The sequence below is a fragment of the Actinopolyspora mortivallis genome (assembly GCF_003001495.1).
Taxonomy (GTDB): Bacteria; Actinomycetota; Actinomycetes; order Mycobacteriales; family Pseudonocardiaceae; genus Actinopolyspora; species Actinopolyspora mortivallis_A.
In genome coordinates this window covers 15,632-31,716 of record NZ_PVSR01000012.1, presented here as the reverse complement: position 1 = coordinate 31,716, position 16,085 = coordinate 15,632, and the positions used below count along the sequence as shown (strand labels likewise).

The following is a 16,085-nucleotide window of genomic DNA, read 5'->3' as shown; positions in this document are numbered from 1 at the left end:
GGGAGAGTTCAGCACGGTGACACGGGGCCGGGGTGGCACCGGCACCCCCGAACGTGCCGGCGCCACCCCGGAACCCCGACCGCTCGGAGTCTCCCCGTTGACTCCGAACGGCCCCCGGGGAATCCGTGTGCCCCCCGACGGCACACGCACCCTCGGTTCCGGATCCTCCCGTCAGCGTCGTGAGGCTGAACGGACCCGACGTTCTTGGGACGGAGTGGATCGACAACTTGTGACGCCACTGTCAGTGTAATAGAACTCACAGGCGTAGATATACCCTCGATAGGAGGACTTTCGTCACATATTTAATAACTCTTCGTGCTCATCGTTCTGATTTGCTCATTCTGATGAGTGTTCAGCGGGGGTGGTGTGCAGCCGCGCCCCCAGTAAGTCCCCCAGACCGGTGTACGGAGTCCCCTGTTCCAGGGCGTCCCCGACCCCGCGGACCCGCAACGCCGCCAGCTCCTCCTCGGTCTCCTCCGAGACGGTCTCGGTGACCCCCTCGCTCAGCTCGGAGACCGCGTACTCGTCCAGGTACAGCCGCAGGGTCAGCTCCCAGCTCCCCTGGGTCTCGTGCAGCTCCGCACCGGCGACGTCCCGCGTGTCCACCCACTGCGCCCCGGGGGACTCGCGCAGCTCGGCCACCGGAGTGGCCGCCACACGTTCGAGACGCTCGTGCTCGGAACGCCGCAGCGAGGCCAGCGCCCCCGCGAACACGCGGCGCAGCGTCCGCACGGAGGAGGGCAGCAGCAGGACTCCCCGGTCCGTGACCACCATGTCGTGCAGCCCCCCGGCGACCCGGACCGGACTGACCACCCCGGAGGTGCCGGGCTCCGGCTCCTCCTCCGCCGGTTGGGAGTGCTCCAGGGGCACCCCGAGGTGCACCAGGTGCCGGTGCAGCCCCGGAACCAACCTGGGATCGGCCACGGCCGGACGCACCAGTTTGTCCGGATCCAGCGTGCGCCCGTCGGGAAGACGCACCACGGGCGGCCCGCCCCAGTCCAACTCGTGCTGGGCCCGCCCCGCCCGAACCAGCGCGTCCACCACGGCCGCCCCCAGCAGCTCGGTCAACGTGTCCACCACGGCCTCGTCGACGAGCTCCGGAGCGAGTCCCGGGTTGAGCGCGGGGTTGATCAGCTCACGCCCCTCACCGCGGTGCAGGGCGGCCAACACTCCGGCCAGCGTGGGCTCGGTCTCCACGCCGCTCTGGGAGACCGCCGCGCTCAGCCGGGCCGTCTTCACCGCCACGTCGTGATCGGCGGCCATCCGGGCCAGCTCGGGCCAGGGAACCCGTTCTCCCAGCCCCTCCGAGAGCAGTCGGTTCTCCACGGCCGGCACGTTCGTGCGCGGCTCGCGCACCAGTGCCAGCGCGGGGCGCTCGTCGGTCTCCTCCGACTCCCCGGAGGCCCTGCGCAGTGCCTGGAGTCGTTGGGAGACGGTGGGACGGGCGGCGTCGGCGGCCTCCTCGGCGGCGATGGTCTCCTTCGCGCGCTCGGCCAGTTGCGTGCGCCGGTGCTGGTTCTCCAGGAACGAACGGAACCCCAGCAGCACGTCCGGGGTTCGTTCCACCCGGGAGGCCATGCTCAGGTACTCCCGCGTGTAGTCCTCCCACCCCAGGCGCAGTCCCACGTGTTTGCGCAGGGTGGCCGCCGTGACACGCCTGCCCGCCAACCGGACGGCGACGGCGTCGCCGCGCAGCACACCGGACCGGGCCAACGGATCGCTCAGTCGGCGGCACACGGCCGCGTACCCGGCGAACAGCCATTTGGTCGGCCCCGCCGTCAGCTCCCGCCGGGTGTGGAGCACGCACTCCCGCACGCGGCTGGCGAGCACCTCGACCGGACCACCCCCGAAGCGGCTCAGTTCCTGGGCCAGCACCACCGACAGTTCGGAGACGTTGAGTCCCGCGATCAGCGGAAGTCCCACCTCCAGGCAGCGGGTTCCCCGGGTCAGACCCAGCAGTCCCGCGCGCTCCCGCAGTCGGACGCCCGGTTCGGCGGTGATGCGCAGCTCGTCCGGATCGGTGGTCTCCGCCGCCTCGCACACCCGACGCACGGTGCGCCACAGCTGCGGCTGTCCCTGCCGGTTCACGGCGACACCGCGCGGTCTGTTGGGGACCCGCAGCAGCCCCCACAGCAGGGCGCCCGTGACCGCGGCGACGAGGAGGCCGGCCGCGGCGGCCCGCACGCCGTTGCCCAGGTCGTGGCGAGCCGTGTAGGCGGCGATTCCGAACAGTCCGAGAACCAGCACTGCCGGTGCGGCGAGGAAACCGATGTGCAGTGCCGAGGTCGCGACGGCACGCCATGGGGCACGCACAGTGACAACTCCCGACTGACGATGATCCGTGAACGCTGCGGGCCCTGCCGGAACGGCCTGCCGGACAGCTCACACCCGCGACCGCACGACCCGCGTGAGGAGGGCGCCGCGGCGGCCACCGGGAACCGTTCCGCAAGGACTCCTCAGGCTAGTCACCGTCCGAGCCCGGCCGGCAGGGAGCCCTCGGGGCACCGACTTCCGGGGAGGTCACTACCGCCGGCGAGGAAGAACCCCGATCCGGCCGGACACCCGACGGGCTCGGGTCAGTCCAACAGCCACACCCGCACCGTCGTCCCCTCGGCGACCTCGGTGCTGTCCTCCGGCAGCTCCACCAGGCAGTCCGCCTCCGCCATCCCGGAGAGCAGGTGCGAGCCCGCACCCCCCGGCACGGTGACGCTGTCGGAGGCGGGGTCGAACGTTCCGCGCCGGTACTGGCGTTTTCCGGGGGAGGAGCGCAGCCGCCCGGTCAGCCTCGCCCAGCGGAACGGGCGGTGTGTCCGGTGGTGACCGCCGGCCTGCCGCAACGCGGGGCGTACGAAGACCTCGAAGGAGACGATCGAGCTGACCGGATTGCCCGGCAGCGTGATCACGGGGATCCGGTGGCCGCCACTGGTGTAGTGTCCGGCGCCCTGCGGCATTCCGGGTTGGATGGCGACCCGGTGGAAACGGACCTCGCTGTGCTCCAGGGCGTCCTTGACCACCTCGTAGGCACCGGCGCTGACCCCGCCCGAGGTCAGGATCAGGTCGGTCCATTCCAGGTGCGGTTCCAGCGCGGCGTGGAAGGCGTCCGTGTCGTCGGGGACGAAACGCAGCAGTCGTGTCTCCCCGCCGCACTGGCGCACCGCCGCCGCGAGCATGGTCCCGTTGGACTCGTGGATCTGCCCCCGTTCCAGCGGTTCGCCGGGTTCGACCAGTTCCGAGCCGGTCGACAGGACGAGCACCCGGACCGGTCGGTGCACCGGCAGCTCGGCCCGCCCCACGGCCGCGGCCATGCCGAGCCGGGCGGCTCCGAGGGTGTCCCCCCGGTGCAGCACAGTGTCCCCTTCGGACACGTCCTCGCCGGCGCGTCGCACGTTGGCCCCCGGTGACACCGTGGTGCGCACGGCCACCCGTTCCGTGCCGCCGTCGGTGTGCTCGACCGCGACGGTCGCGTCGGCTCCGGGAGGCAGCTGCGCGCCGGTCATGATCCGTTGGGCCGTGCCCGGTGACAGTTCCGCGACCTCCACCCTCCCGGCCGGGACGTCGTCGGTGACGGGCAGGGTCACCGGTCTCTCGCCGGTGGCCCCCTCCAGGTCCGCCGCGCGGACCGCGTAGCCGTCCATGGCCGAGTTGTCGAACGGCGGCAGGGGGATCCCGGTCGTGACCGGTTCGGCCAGCGCCAGTCCCAGGCAGTCCTCCAGCGGAAGGTTCCGCACCGGTGTCGGGGACAGCAGCTCGGAGACGTGCCGGGCGTAGTCCTCGACCGAGAGCAGTGCCGAAGTGTCGGTGTCGTGCGCCACGCCCCGATCATCGGACACGCCCCCCGCGGGGTTCGCACCGGATCGCCGAGTGTCTTCCCGGCACCGCGTCCGGGGCGGTTCGGGGCCGGTCGCCGGGGACGGGGCGAACTCGTGCGCCGGAGACCTCGTGCCAGACTCCCGCGTGTCCGGATGATCGCCCCGTGGGGCACCGCCACCGTGTCGGAGGGGTCCGTGCAGGTCCGCACTCGTCATTCGCCGTCGTTCGGCATCGCCCGTCTCGTGCTGGCCGGGGGAGAGGTGGCACGCACGGGGGTCGACGCGGTGGCCACCAGCAGCGGGATCACGCGCACCACGACGGGTCGTCCGGGAAAACTGGGGGCCGTGACGCGGGCGCTCGGCGGGGACTCCGTGCCGGAGACCGGTTACGCGGCGGGCCCGCAGGGCGGGTGGCTGGATGTGGCACCGAGCTTCCCCGGGGACGTGCACACCGTCGAGATGGACGGCCGGATGGGGTGGACGCTGGCGCGGCAGTCCTGGCTCGCCGCGGCGGGGACGGTGCGTCTGGAGACGAGCTGGAGCGGGTTCCGTCCCCTGTTCGGGGGGCAGCCGGGGTTTCTGGTGCACGCCTCCGGGCAGGGGCAGCTCGTGTTGGCCTGCTGTGGGGCCCTGGACGTGCACGATCTCCAGACCGGGGAGTTCATGACCGTCGACACCGGACACGTCGTGTCCTACACGGACACCGTGCAGTGCAGGTTGCGCCAGTTCGAGCAGGGGCGCGCGCAGTCGCTGCGCACCGGGGCCGGTCTGGTGTTCGACTTCGCCGGTCCCGGAAGGGTGGTCACCCAGACCCGCAGCCCGCGTCGCCTGCTGTCCTGGTCCCAGGCCCAGCCGGGCGGGGGGTGATCCCGCTCCGGTCGCCCGCCGGTGGCGGAGCCCGACCGTGGTGCACACACCCGTGGGGAACCGGGAAATCCGTGTGGTCGACAACGGGACGAATCGGCTCCGTTGCGGTAGCGTAGCTGGTGCTACATCGGCGCCGTGTGCGCCGCGCATCATATTTCTAGGAGGACGCCGTGGCAGTCGGCACGGTCAAATGGTTCAACCCCGAGAAGGGCTACGGATTCATCGCTACCGACAACGGTTCCGATGTCTTCGTGCACTACACGGCTATCGACATGGATGGTTTCCGGACCCTCGACGAGGGAGACAGGGTCGAGTACGAGGTCAAGCCGGGACGCGATGGCCGCAGCCAGGCTGACGGCGTCCGCAAGCTCTGAGCAGGCCGGACAGGACGGTGACGGCTCGGTCGGGTGTTCGGCCGAGCCGTTTTCCTGTGTGGGGTCCTCCGTCAGGTCGGGTTCGGGGCGACGGAGGAGCTCCGGGCGAGGAGTGTGAACCGGAAGACGCCGGTTTCGCCGAAACGTTAGGCTTCCGGTGTGTCGGAAGACCTCACCGGGAGCCGTCTCGGCCACTACAAGATCGAAGGAGTGCTCGGTCGCGGTGGCATGAGTGTCATGTACCGCGCCACCGACGTCCGCCTCGGACGCAAGGTCGCCCTCAAGGTGATGGGCGAGCACATCACCGGTGACAGTGAATTCCGTGAGCGTTTCGTGGACGAGGCGCGCAACACCTCGGCCATCGACCACGCCAACATCGTCCCGTTGTACGACTTCGGGGAAGTCGACGGGATGCTCTACATCGCGATGCGGCTCGTGGAGGGCTCGGATCTGGCGAGTCTCATCGCGGAGGGACCGATGGAGCCCCGCCGTGCGGTGGACCTGCTCGGCCAGGTGGCGGAGGCCTTGGACACGCTGCACGAGAAGGGGCTCGTGCACCTGGACCTGAAACCGGCCAACGTGCTGGTGACCTCGCGGGAGGCCTCCCACGAGCACGTGTACCTGGCCGATTTCGGTCTGACCCGCCGGGGTGCCACCGGCCACCGCACCAGCACGGGGGACTTCCTGGGGTCGCCGACCTACGCCGCTCCGGAACACCTGCGCGGGGAGGCGGTGGACGGCAGGACCGACCTCTACTCGCTGGCGTGCATGCTCTACGCGTGTCTGACGGGTGGGCCGCCGTTCACCGGCGAGGTGCAGGAGGTCATCCAGGGGCATCTGCGCACGGAGGCTCCCCGGGTCACCGCGCGGGTCGCGCTGCCCCCGGCGATCGACGAGGTGCTGCACCGGGGCATGGGCAAGACCCCGGAGCAGCGCTACGACACCTGCCGGGAGCTGGTCAGCGCGGCGGGCAGGGCCCTGAACTCCTCCGGGGAGCCGCGACACACCGGCGGTGGGGCGGGGGCCGCTCCGCCGGTGGGGCCCGCCTCGGGCCCGCAGCTCGTGCAGTCCGGCCCTTTCCCGGCCCAACCGGTCGAACCGCCTTCCGGGCCACAGCCGACCGCCGGTGGTCCGATGACGGGCCCGCCCTCCGGGGGAGTGCCCCGGCCGGGAGGAGCACCGGGGCCGGGCGTTCCTCCGCCACCCGGGGAACCGGTTCGGGTGCGGCCCCCCATGCCCGCCCAGTCGACCTCCTTCACGCGCGGGTCGCGGAGTTCGGCCAGGTGGGTGGTTCCGGTCGTGGTGATCGCCGCGGTGACTCTGCTCGTGGTGATGTTCATCATCATGGTCGACAGGCTCAATGCGGCCTCCGCGCCGGAAGGGGTCGTCGGCACGGACGGGGAGCCCGCGACGGTACTGGTCGCGCCGGAGGGCGGGGTGTTCTCGTCGCCCCCGTTCGGGTGAGCGTGGACGCGTTCGGGGGTGTTGTTCCGCGCCCCGACTTGCACTCTCCTCCGGTGAGTGCTAAACACGGTGTTGGCACTCAGTAGGGGTGAGTGCCAGGTCGGGACGGTGAGGCCGTATCCGCCCCTCGGGGCGGTGACCGGTCGTCCGTCGCGGGCACCGAGCCTGGCCGAGCACGAGTCCTGCCGTGGGGTCCCGATTCCACGGCGTCCAAAAATCTGGAGGACCACACCGCAATGGCCAAGATGATCGCGTTCGACGAGGACGCCCGCCGCGGTCTCGAGCGGGGCATGAACTCCCTCGCCGACGCCGTCAAGGTGACGCTCGGCCCGAAGGGCCGCAACGTCGTGCTCGAGAAGAAGTGGGGCGCGCCGACCATCACCAACGACGGCGTCTCCATCGCCAAGGAGATCGAGCTCGACGACCCGTGGGAGAAGATCGGGGCGGAGCTCGTCAAGGAGGTCGCCAAGAAGACCGACGACGTCGCAGGTGACGGCACCACGACCGCCACCGTCCTGGCCCAGGCGCTGGTGCGTGAGGGCCTGCGCAACGTCGCGGCCGGCGCCAGCCCGACCGCCCTGAAGCGGGGCATCGAGAAGGCCACCGAGGCGGTCGCCGAGCAGCTGCTCAAGAACGCCACGGAAATCGAGACCAAGGAACAGATCGCCGCCACCGCCGCCATCTCCGCCGGCGACTCCCAGATCGGTGAGCTCATCGCCGAGGCGATGGACAAGGTGGGCAAGGAAGGCGTCATCACCGTCGAGGAGAGCAACACCTTCGGGCTGGAGCTGGAGCTCACCGAGGGTATGCGCTTCGACAAGGGCTACATCTCGCCGTACTTCGTGACCGACCAGGAGCGGATGGAGGCGTCGCTGGACGACCCCTACATCCTGCTGCTGAGCTCGAAGATCTCCAACGTCAAGGACCTTCTCCCGCTGCTGGAGAAGGTCATGCAGGCCAACAAGCCGCTGCTGATCATCGCCGAGGACGTCGAGGGCGAGGCGCTGGCCACCCTGGTCGTCAACAAGATGCGCGGCACCTTCAAGTCCGTCGCCGTGAAGGCCCCCGGCTTCGGTGACCGCCGCAAGGCGATGCTGCAGGACATGGCCATCCTCACCGGCGGCCAGGTCATCAGCGAGGAGGTCGGCCTCAAGCTGGACAGCGCCGACCTGACCATGCTGGGCAGCGCCCGCAAGGTCGTCGTCACCAAGGACGAGACCACCATCGTCGAGGGCGCCGGAGACGACGAGCAGATCTCCGGCCGGGTCAACGAGATCCGTGCCGAGATCGAGCGCTCGGACTCCGACTACGACCGCGAGAAGCTGCAGGAGCGGCTGGCCAAGCTGGCCGGTGGCGTGGCCGTCATCAAGGCCGGAGCCGCCACCGAGGTCGAGCTCAAGGAGCGCAAGCACCGCATCGAGGACGCGGTGCGCAACGCCAAGGCCGCCGTCGAGGAGGGTGTCCTCGCCGGTGGTGGCGTGGCCCTGCTGCAGGCCGCCGTGTCCGCCTTCGACAACCTCGACCTGGAGGGTGACGAGGCCACCGGTGCCAACAGCGTCCGGGCCGCCGTCGAGGGGCCGCTCAAGCAGATCGCGATCAACTCCGGTCTCGAGGGCGGCGTCGTGGTCGAGAAGGTCAAGAACCTGCCCGCCGGCCAGGGGCTCAACGCCGCGACCGGCGAGTACGAGGACCTGGTCAAGGCCGGTGTGATCGACCCGGCCAAGGTGACCCGCTCCGCGGTGCAGAACGCCTCCTCGATCGCCGGACTGTTCCTGACCACCGAGGCCGTGGTCGCCGACAAGCCGGAGAAGAACAGCGGCGGCGAAGGCGGCGGCGACCCGACCGGCGGCATGGGCGGAATGGGCGGCATGGGCGGCATGATGTGACGTCCCTCGGGGACGGACACGGCCGCCGCCGTCCGTGACCGGCGCGCCAGCCATGACGTGAGCACCACGTCCACGACGGGGCCGCTTCCCGAACACGGGAGGCGGCCCCGTCTTGTGTCCCGGGCGGGTGCGTCGTCACCCGAACGGGTCGGGTGATTCGAGTGCGTCGTGGCGGCCATGATTCACTCAACAGGACCGCTTGCGAACGCGAACGACCGACCCGAACCGGTTGACGACCCGAGGAGGCCTCGTGGGGCGTGTCCGGCGAACCGCCCGCCGTCCGGTGGTGCTGGTCTCGTTGTTGTGCGTGCTCGCTCTGTTCGCCGGGGCCTGCACCGACGAACGAGCGACCTCGGACGGTCAGGACAGCGCGGACACGGTTCGGCGGAAGCCGGACTCCTCCCACCGGGACGGGCTGCCCGAGGTGTTCCCGCGTCCCAGCCAGATGCACTCCGAGGGCGAGGACGTGACCGTGGAGGGCACGGTCTCCCTGGTGGTCGACCCGATGGTCGATCCCCAGACCCGCGATCTGGCGGTGCGCGTGCTGCGCGGTGCCGGAGCCGAGCAGGTCGTGGTGCGGGAACCGGGGAACCCGGTCGACGAGGCCACGCTGAAGATCCGTCTGGGCAACCGCTGGGCGCCGATGATCCGGAAGGAGTTGCAGCACTCGGGACTGGACTTCCCGGATCGGGACTCGGACGAGGACCTGGAGGCCGAGAGCTACGCGATAACCGTCCACAGCGGTCAGGATCCGGCCGTGGTGCTCGGCGGGGTGGACGCGGCCGGCGCCTACTACGCGGTGCAGACCCTGCGGCAGATAACCTCCTCCGGACGCATAGCCGGAGTGAGCATCCTGGACGAACCCGAGGTGCCCACCCGGGGGGTGATCGAGGGGTTCTACGGCAGCCCCTGGACCCACGCCGAGCGCATGGACCAGTTGGAGTTCTACGGCTCCGTGAAGTTCAACTCCTACGTCTACGCCCCCAAGAGCGACCCCTACCACCGGGAGAAGTGGCGGGACCCCTACCCGTCCGCGCAGATCGACCAGCTGCGCGAACTGGTGCGGCAGGCGGCGGCCCACCACGTGCGGTTCACCTTCGCGCTCTCGCCGGGACAGTCGATCTGCTTCAGCGACCCGACCGACTGGCGGGCGCTGGTGGGCAAGTTGCAGGCCGTGTACGACGTCGGGGTACGACACTTCTCGGTGCCGTTCGACGACATCTCCTACACCGAGTGGAACTGCGCGGCCGACCGGGAGGAGTACGGAGCCGCCTCCCCACGGGCGGCGGGCCGCGCCCAGGCGGACCTGCTCAACCGGCTCAAGCGCGATTTCGTGGACACGCACAACGGCGTGGGGCCGTTGCAGACGGTGCCGACCGAGTACTCCGACACCGAAGCAACCCCGTACAAGACCGCGTTGCGCCGCAACCTGGACTCCTCCGTGCGGGTCATGTGGACCGGTGACGGGGTGATCCCCGAGCGGATCACCGTCGACGACGCGGCCGCGGCGGCCCGCGTGTGGGACCGGGACCCGGTGTTGTGGGACAACTACCCCGTCAACGACTTCGACGCCACCGAGGGGCTGCTCATGCTCGGCCCCTACGCCAGGAGGCAGCCGGGGATGACCGAGCACCTCGAAGGACTGGTGGTCAACCCGATGAACCAGGCCGCGGCGAGCAAGGTGGTGGAGTTCTCCGCCGCCGACTTCGCCTGGAACAGCTCCGACTTCGACCCGCAGCGGGCCTGGCGGGCCGCCGCCGAGTACCTGGCCGGTGAACGGCTCTCGGAAGGGAACGCGGACACCGAGTCGAGTGGGGAGACGGTCGACGCGTTGATGGTGTTCTTCGACCTGAACCACATGGCCCCGCTGCCGGACGGGACCCCCTGGCTGGCCCCCGCCCCGGAACTGCGGGAACGCCTGGACGAGTTCCGCGACACGTGGGAGGCCGGTGGGCAGAGCCGCCAGCGGGCGGTGGCCGAGCTGCGTGGCTACGCACGGGCCGTGGCCGACGCCCCGGAACACATCCGTGAGGGGACCGCCGAGGACTTCGTGGCTGACGTGCGGCCGTGGCTGCGCGCCACCGACGCGTGGGGGGAGGCGTTGCTGACCACCCTGGACGGACTGTCCGCCCGGGCCGCCGGCAACGAGGACACCGCCACGGAACGTTTCCGCCAGGCGGCCGACCTCGCCGACCGGGCCGAGTCGGTCCACACCGTCGCCGGTCAGACGCGTCCCCAGGGGCCGGTGCGCCTCGCCGAGGGGGTGCTCGACGAGTTCGTCCGGCAGGCCCCCGAGATGTAGGACTCCGGTTCCGGCCCGGTCACTCCTCGGGAACCACGATCCAGCAGACCAGGTAGAGCACGAAACCGAGCCCGAAACCGATCAGCGTCGCGGCCACGAGCGCGACCCGCACGATCGTGGGATCGATCCCGAAGAGCTTCGCGGCTCCGCCGCACAGTCCGGCGATCATGCGTTCGTCGCGGGCCCGGCGGAACCGGTACCGGGGGGTTCTCGGTGCGCCCGCCCGGGCGCCGGGGTCGTCTCCGACCGTGACCTCGTGGGTGTGGCTGTACTCGTGTGTCATGCCTCCAGGGAACACCCGGTGCCGGGTCACCGCCCTCCGGGAACGACCCCGAGAGAACCCCGAGTTCCGCGGCGGGGGTTCCGGAGGCGACGTACCGCGGCGCCCCTCCGGGAACCCGGGGCCTCAGGCCACCGAGGGGCGGAAGACGTCGAGCAGGTCGGTCTCGTACTGCTCCCAGCGGTCGTAGAGCACGTCGCTGCCGTAGCGCGCCACGAGCTGCGCCTCCGCCCGGGTGATCGGCAGCAGGGTGATGAGGCGCAGTACCGCCTGGCCGGACTCGTCGCGCAGCACGTCGAAGTCCTCCCCGAGATAGGGGTGGGGCGCGGCCAGCGCTCCGCTGATGTCGGTCTCCGGCAGCAACGCGCGGTCGTTCATGATCAGCGCTCCCGGTCCGACCCGGCTGTTCGACTCGTCGAGCAGCTCGGCGATCACCCCGGTCAGGTGCCGCGCGTGCAGTTCCTGCTCGCGGTACAGGGTGCAGACCAGTTCGTGCGGCAGCGGTGCCCCGGCGGTGTGGGAACGCAGCCCGTTGGTCAGCACCGAGACGTGCTCCCCGTGCGGCGGGTCGCAGTAGACGAGATGGTAGCCCCGTTCCCGGGAACCCGTTTCCTGGCTGTCCGCGCCGCGGATCCTGCCGAGGTACTGCTCGACATGGGCGGGGAACTCGCTGAAGCGACTCACGATCCACCTCGGCTGTACGTGGTTTCCACCGGCGTAAGTATGACCCCCGCCCCTTCGGCGGCCTGCGGTGGGAGCGGATCTCCGCCGCGGGTGGTGCGCCCCGGACGTGTGGGTGGGAGGTTCCGCGTTCGGCGGGCGTCGTTCGGACACGGAAGGTGATCGGTGACCTACGCTCGCGGCATGGTCGACGAACACGGTTCCGCCGTGCCGGGCTCGCCCGCCGACGTCGCCGTCGCGCTGCGGGAGACCGGTTATCTCCCGGACGAGGGAGTGGCCACCGCAGCGTTCCTCGCGATGCGGATGGGCAGACCCCTGTTGTGCGAGGGAGAACCGGGAACCGGCAAGACCGCCCTGGCCCACGCGCTGGCGGGCGCCTACGGGCTCGAACTGGTCAGGTTGCAGTGCCACGAGGGGATCGACGCCGCCCAGGCGCTGTACGAGTGGGACTTTCCGCGTCAGTTGCTGCATCTGCGCGCTCTGGAGACGGTCTCCGACGGTGGTCTCGACGTCGGTACCGCCGAGTCCTCGTTGTACACCCGTCGTTTCCTGCTGGCGCGTCCGCTGCTGCGGGCGTTGCAGCGGGCGCCGTGCGTGCTGCTGGTCGACGAGATCGACCGGGCCGACGACGAGTTCGAGGCGTTCCTGCTGGAGACACTGTCCGAGTACACCGTGACCGTCCCCGAGTTCGGGGTGGTGGAGGCGGACGAGCCACCACTGGTGGTGCTGACCTCCAACCGCACCCGGGAGGTGCACGACGCGTTGAAGCGGCGCTGTCTCTACCACTGGCTGGAACACCCGGGGCCGGAGCGCGAGGTGAGCATTCTGCGGAGTCGGGTTCCGGAGCTGGACCGGAGGTTGGCCGACCAGGTGGCCGGTGCGGTGCGCAGGATGCGCTCGCTGGAGCTGCTCAAACCGCCCGGGGTGGCCGAGGCGATCGACTGGGCGAGTGCGCTGCTCGCGCTGGGGGCCGCGGAGCTGGACACCGAGACCGCCGCTCGCACCCTGGGCGCGGTGCTGAAGTACAGCGAGGACGTGCGGCGGGTGCGGGCGGCGGGCGTGGTGGACGAGGTCGGAGCCTGAGCTCCGTCGTCGGAACGTCTCGGGGAGGTGGGCGAACCGGCACGGGCCAGCGCCGGTTCGTTTCGGCGGGCCGGTCGGTCTCAGGAGTGCTTCCTCCGGCTCAGCACCACGAACACCACGGCGACCCCCGAAGCGCACAGCAGCAGCACGCTGTTGCACAGCAGGCTGAGCTGGACTCCGGACTCGTAGGAGCGCAGGATCGCCGCCTGCACGACCGGGTCGTCGCTGTGGGGGATTCCCTGCCGCGCTGCTCGGACCAGTGCCTCGGCACGCGGTGCCGCGACGTTCGCCTCGGCGAGTTCGTCGGCCAGGGCCCCCGCGAAGCGGGTCCCCAGCACCGCGCCGAGCACCGCCGTTCCCAGCACCGAACCGACCTGGCGGAAACCGGTCACCGCGTTCGAGGCGGCCGGAGCCTGCTGGGGTGGGACGACAGACAGTGCCGCCGAGGTCGAGGGCGCGATCACCAGTCCGCTTCCCGCCCCGACCAGGGCCAGGGCGAGTCCGCTGAACAGGTAGGAGGTGTCCGCGTCCTGGGTGCTCAGCAGCAGGGCGGCCACCGCGGCGGTGAACAGGCCGGTGAGCAACATGCGGGCCGGGCCGAACCGCGCGGTCCAGCGGCCGGCCAGCACGGTGACGACCATGAAGGCGACCATCTCGGCGAGCAGCCGCAGCCCGGACTCCAGGGGGGTGTGCCGCTGGACCTGTTGCAGGAACATGACCTGCACGTAGGTCACGCCCACGAACCCGAACAGTCCGACGGCGGCCAGCAGCAGGGAGATCGAGTAGGGCAGCGACCGCATCATGCGCACGTTCAACATCGGCTGTTCGGTACGGGCCTCCACCAGCACCAGTCCGATCAGGCACAGCACCCCCAGCCCCAGGCTGGCGAGCACGTGGGTGGCCGCGTACCCGTCACGTCCTCCCGCGATGACCCCGTAGACCAGCCCGGTGAGCCCGACGACGGCGAGGCACTGGCCGCCCGGGTCGAGCCGCCGTTGTGGGTTCGCCGCCTCGCGCAGTGCGTGCAGACCGAGTGGCACCGTGACCAACGCCAGCGGTGTGTTGATCACGAACACTGCCCGCCAGCTGGTCATGGAGTTCAGTGCGCCGCCGAGTACCGGGCCGAGCGCCAGGGCCACTCCCGACATGGAGACCCACACCGAGATCATCCTGGCCCGTTGGTTCGCGTCGGTGAAGGTCATGACCACATAGGCCAGGGACAGGGGCAGGATCAGCGCCCCGCCGACGCCGCTGATGACGCGCCCCGCCATGACGACACCGAAGGTCGGCGCCGTGGCGACCACCAACGAGCCCGCGGCGAGGATCACCACGCCGGCGAGGTAGGAGCGTTTCCGCCCGAAACGTTCACCGATCGCGCCTCCGGAAAGCACCAGTGCCGCCAGGGCGAGGGTGTAGGCACTGGAGACCCAGCTCAGGAAGGCGGGAGGAACCGACAGGTCCACCTGCATGCTGCGCAGCGTGGAGATGGCGGCGGTGACCTCGATGAAGGCCATGAACATCCCCAGGCAGCAGGTCACCATGACCGCGAGGTGCCGTGGCCGTCGTCCGGTGTCCGTTCCCGTGGGGCTCGTCGAGTCGCTGTCCTGTTGTTCGTCGGCTTGTGACATACCCGTGTGCGTCCAAATCCGTTCGTCGTGCACCGCCCCCAGTGGACGGCCGTCGGGTCGTGTGAGGGTTCGCGTCGTGCTCGTGGTGGGAAATCCGTCCTCCGTGGAATGGAGTCACGACGGAGGCCGACGGATACTTACCGAGCCGTATGTCACCGATACGGGTGAGTCAGTTCCGCGCCGCGGGTCCCGTCAGACGATGTACTGCTTGATCTTGCGCAGGATCCGGTCCCGGGTGGGTCCGATGGGCCTCGTGGTATCCCCAGAGTTCGGCTGATCGTCTCGTAGCTCGCCGGCGGTGCAGCGGTCCATGATCTGCACGCTGTCCACCGGGATCTGCCACGAGTGCTTGGACACGTGTTTCATGGCCTCCCGGCGGCTCGTGGTGACGATCCAGGCGGACACCCTGTGCGGTTTGCAGTTGGTGCATGTGTTCGTGCAGCCGTTGCCAGGTCAGTTGACACAGGTCCTCGCTGTCGGCGTGGTTGAGTCCGAACGAGCGTGCCACGGTCCAGACCAGCGGTTGGTATTCCGTGATCAACTTCGACCAGGCCCAGGGCTGTCCTGCTCGGCAGGCCTCGATCAATCCTGCTTTGAAGGCTGTCGATCGCCGCCGAGCATCGGATAACGGTCTTTCCGGTCCATGGGTGGTATCGGCGACCGCCGGTTCCGACATTGTGCCTCCTATGGACTTGGTGGGCTCGGTCGCAGACTAGCTACTGGCCCGAAAGTTTGAAAGAGGTTGTTCGCTTTGGTTACACAGTGATAACCAGGGCGATACCGGTATCATGACGGTTTATCGGCTGTTTGGACTAACGTGTCCCCAACAGCGAGAACGCCCCGAGTTCACCGAATGCGAGGTAGTACGTGATGGCGTCCGAAACCGCCTCGAACAAACGTTCCCCGTGGCGGGAACGTATGCGTGAACGGACGGCCAACGAGATCAGGCAGAGCGCGGCGAAACTGCTCAACGAACACGGCATCGACGCCGTGTCGATCCGTGCGGTCGCCAGGGAACTCGGCATGAGCTCACCCGCGATATACCGGTACTTCAGCAACCACGAGGACCTGGTCAACGCGGTCATCGTCGACGTCTTCGACGAGCTCAACACGCATCTGGACAACGAGGTGGCGGCCGTGTCCTCCGTGCGGGACAAGATCGTCACCGCCAGTTGGGCGTTCCGGGAGTGGGCCGCGGGTCACCCGCACGAGTTCGAGTTGATCCTGCTCCACCCGTTGCCGCCGAACGTCTCCGCGGAGGTCGTCGAAGCCCGCCGGAGATTCGGGACCACGTTCATGCGGCTGTTCTCCCGGCTCTGGAACGAGCACGGTTACGACGCCCCCGCCCCCGAGGAGATGACCGAACAGCAGCACACGATGGTCGAACGCTTCCGGTCCAACACCGGCGGTGCCTTCGACCTCCCCCCGGAAGCCCTGCTGGTGTTCATCCGCAGTTGGACCAAGCTCTACGGTGTGGTCTGCATGGAGGCCATGGGGCAGAACACACTGCTCGGGGACGCCGCCGGATTGCTTTTCGAGATGGAACTGGCGGACATGGGGGACTGTCTGGGAGTTCCCCGCCGTCCACCGCACAAGTGAGGCGGCGCCCGAGTGCACGGACACCGACCCCGGCTCGTGGGGCCCGAGCCGGAGTCTCCGGAAAGGCTTGTGGCCACGTCCTCGAGCGCGGCGACGCGACCCCCACGACCGG

Annotated in this window: 13 protein-coding genes and 1 pseudogene; 7 read left to right on the top strand and 7 right to left on the bottom strand. The window is 69.8% G+C overall.

Annotated elements, in window-relative coordinates; genetic code table 11:
• Positions 1-336 precede the first annotated feature (336 nt).
• Together CEP50_RS09580 and moeA are read right to left on the bottom strand one after the other, a co-directional pair.
• Positions 337-2,313, bottom strand: coding sequence for a M48 family metallopeptidase (locus CEP50_RS09580; protein ID WP_106113592.1), 1,977 nt, complete (start codon positions 2,311-2,313; stop codon positions 337-339).
• A 263-nt stretch (positions 2,314-2,576) separates the two neighbouring features.
• Positions 2,577-3,812 carry a molybdopterin molybdotransferase MoeA gene (gene moeA / locus CEP50_RS09575; protein ID WP_258175125.1) on the bottom strand — a complete coding sequence of 412 codons (1,236 nt, stop codon included), beginning with the start codon at positions 3,810-3,812 and terminating at the stop codon, positions 2,577-2,579.
• A gap of 192 nt (positions 3,813-4,004) precedes the next feature.
• On the opposite strand from moeA, the gene CEP50_RS09570 reads away from it, so the two are divergent.
• The 5 genes from CEP50_RS09570 to CEP50_RS09550 all read left to right on the top strand — a co-directional run bounded on the left by CEP50_RS09570 (position 4,005) and on the right by CEP50_RS09550 (position 10,702).
• Positions 4,005-4,676, top strand: coding sequence for a TIGR00266 family protein (locus tag CEP50_RS09570; RefSeq protein WP_106113636.1), 672 nt, complete (start codon positions 4,005-4,007; stop codon positions 4,674-4,676).
• A 170-nt stretch (positions 4,677-4,846) separates the two neighbouring features.
• On the top strand, positions 4,847-5,050 hold the full coding sequence (locus CEP50_RS09565) for a cold-shock protein (protein ID WP_019855716.1): 204 nt from the start codon (positions 4,847-4,849) through the stop codon (positions 5,048-5,050).
• Positions 5,051-5,209: 159 nt separating this feature from the next.
• Positions 5,210-6,514, top strand: coding sequence for a serine/threonine-protein kinase (locus tag CEP50_RS09560; RefSeq protein ID WP_106113590.1), 1,305 nt, complete (start codon positions 5,210-5,212; stop codon positions 6,512-6,514).
• A 236-nt stretch (positions 6,515-6,750) separates the two neighbouring features.
• Positions 6,751-8,400 (top strand): chaperonin GroEL, encoded by a 1,650-nt coding sequence (gene groL, locus CEP50_RS09555; RefSeq protein WP_106113589.1) that lies wholly within the window; start codon positions 6,751-6,753, stop codon positions 8,398-8,400.
• A gap of 250 nt (positions 8,401-8,650) precedes the next feature.
• Positions 8,651-10,702, top strand: coding sequence for a beta-N-acetylhexosaminidase family protein (locus tag CEP50_RS09550; RefSeq protein ID WP_181188306.1), 2,052 nt, complete (start codon positions 8,651-8,653; stop codon positions 10,700-10,702).
• Positions 10,703-10,721: 19 nt separating this feature from the next.
• Here the strand turns inward: CEP50_RS09550 and CEP50_RS09545 are convergent, their stop codons facing one another.
• Together CEP50_RS09545 and CEP50_RS09540 are read right to left on the bottom strand one after the other, a co-directional pair.
• Positions 10,722-10,985 (bottom strand): PspC domain-containing protein, encoded by a 264-nt coding sequence (locus tag CEP50_RS09545; protein WP_106113588.1) that lies wholly within the window; start codon positions 10,983-10,985, stop codon positions 10,722-10,724.
• A 123-nt stretch (positions 10,986-11,108) separates the two neighbouring features.
• Positions 11,109-11,666 (bottom strand): suppressor of fused domain protein, encoded by a 558-nt coding sequence (locus CEP50_RS09540; protein WP_106113587.1) that lies wholly within the window; start codon positions 11,664-11,666, stop codon positions 11,109-11,111.
• 180 nt (positions 11,667-11,846) lie between these two features.
• Between CEP50_RS09540 and CEP50_RS09535 the strand changes: the two genes are divergently transcribed.
• Positions 11,847-12,746: an AAA family ATPase gene (locus CEP50_RS09535; RefSeq protein WP_106113634.1), complete on the top strand. Its 900-nt coding sequence runs from the start codon at positions 11,847-11,849 to the stop codon at positions 12,744-12,746.
• 80 nt (positions 12,747-12,826) lie between these two features.
• Here the strand turns inward: CEP50_RS09535 and CEP50_RS09530 are convergent, their stop codons facing one another.
• The 3 genes and pseudogenes from CEP50_RS09530 to CEP50_RS20890 form a co-directional block, all read right to left on the bottom strand.
• Complete coding sequence (locus tag CEP50_RS09530) at positions 12,827-14,374, bottom strand: MFS transporter (protein WP_106113586.1); 1,548 nt, start codon at positions 14,372-14,374, stop codon at positions 12,827-12,829.
• A gap of 192 nt (positions 14,375-14,566) precedes the next feature.
• Positions 14,567-14,779, bottom strand: a complete 213-nt coding sequence (locus tag CEP50_RS20570; RefSeq protein WP_258175119.1) for a hypothetical protein — start codon at positions 14,777-14,779, stop codon at positions 14,567-14,569.
• Between the two features lie 52 nt (positions 14,780-14,831).
• A pseudogene (locus CEP50_RS20890) lies at positions 14,832-15,050 on the bottom strand (RNA polymerase sigma factor); the annotation flags it as partial.
• Positions 15,051-15,244: 194 nt separating this feature from the next.
• Here CEP50_RS20890 and CEP50_RS09520 point away from each other — a divergent pair.
• On the top strand, positions 15,245-15,973 hold the full coding sequence (locus CEP50_RS09520) for a TetR/AcrR family transcriptional regulator (protein WP_106113584.1): 729 nt from the start codon (positions 15,245-15,247) through the stop codon (positions 15,971-15,973).
• The last annotated feature ends 112 nt before the right edge of the window (positions 15,974-16,085 follow it).

What these genes read in the sequence shown, in the direction of transcription:
- groL (WP_106113589.1), top strand. Translation starts at nt 6,751, where the DNA reads ATGGCCAAGATGATCGCGTTCGACGAGGACGCCCGCCGCGGTCTCGAG.
- CEP50_RS09545 (WP_106113588.1), bottom strand. Translation starts at nt 10,985, where the DNA reads ATGACACACGAGTACAGCCACACCCACGAGGTCACGGTCGGAGACGAC.
- CEP50_RS09535 (WP_106113634.1), top strand. Translation starts at nt 11,847, where the DNA reads ATGGTCGACGAACACGGTTCCGCCGTGCCGGGCTCGCCCGCCGACGTC.
- CEP50_RS09530 (WP_106113586.1), bottom strand. Translation starts at nt 14,374, where the DNA reads ATGTCACAAGCCGACGAACAACAGGACAGCGACTCGACGAGCCCCACG.
- CEP50_RS09520 (WP_106113584.1), top strand. Translation starts at nt 15,245, where the DNA reads ATGGCGTCCGAAACCGCCTCGAACAAACGTTCCCCGTGGCGGGAACGT.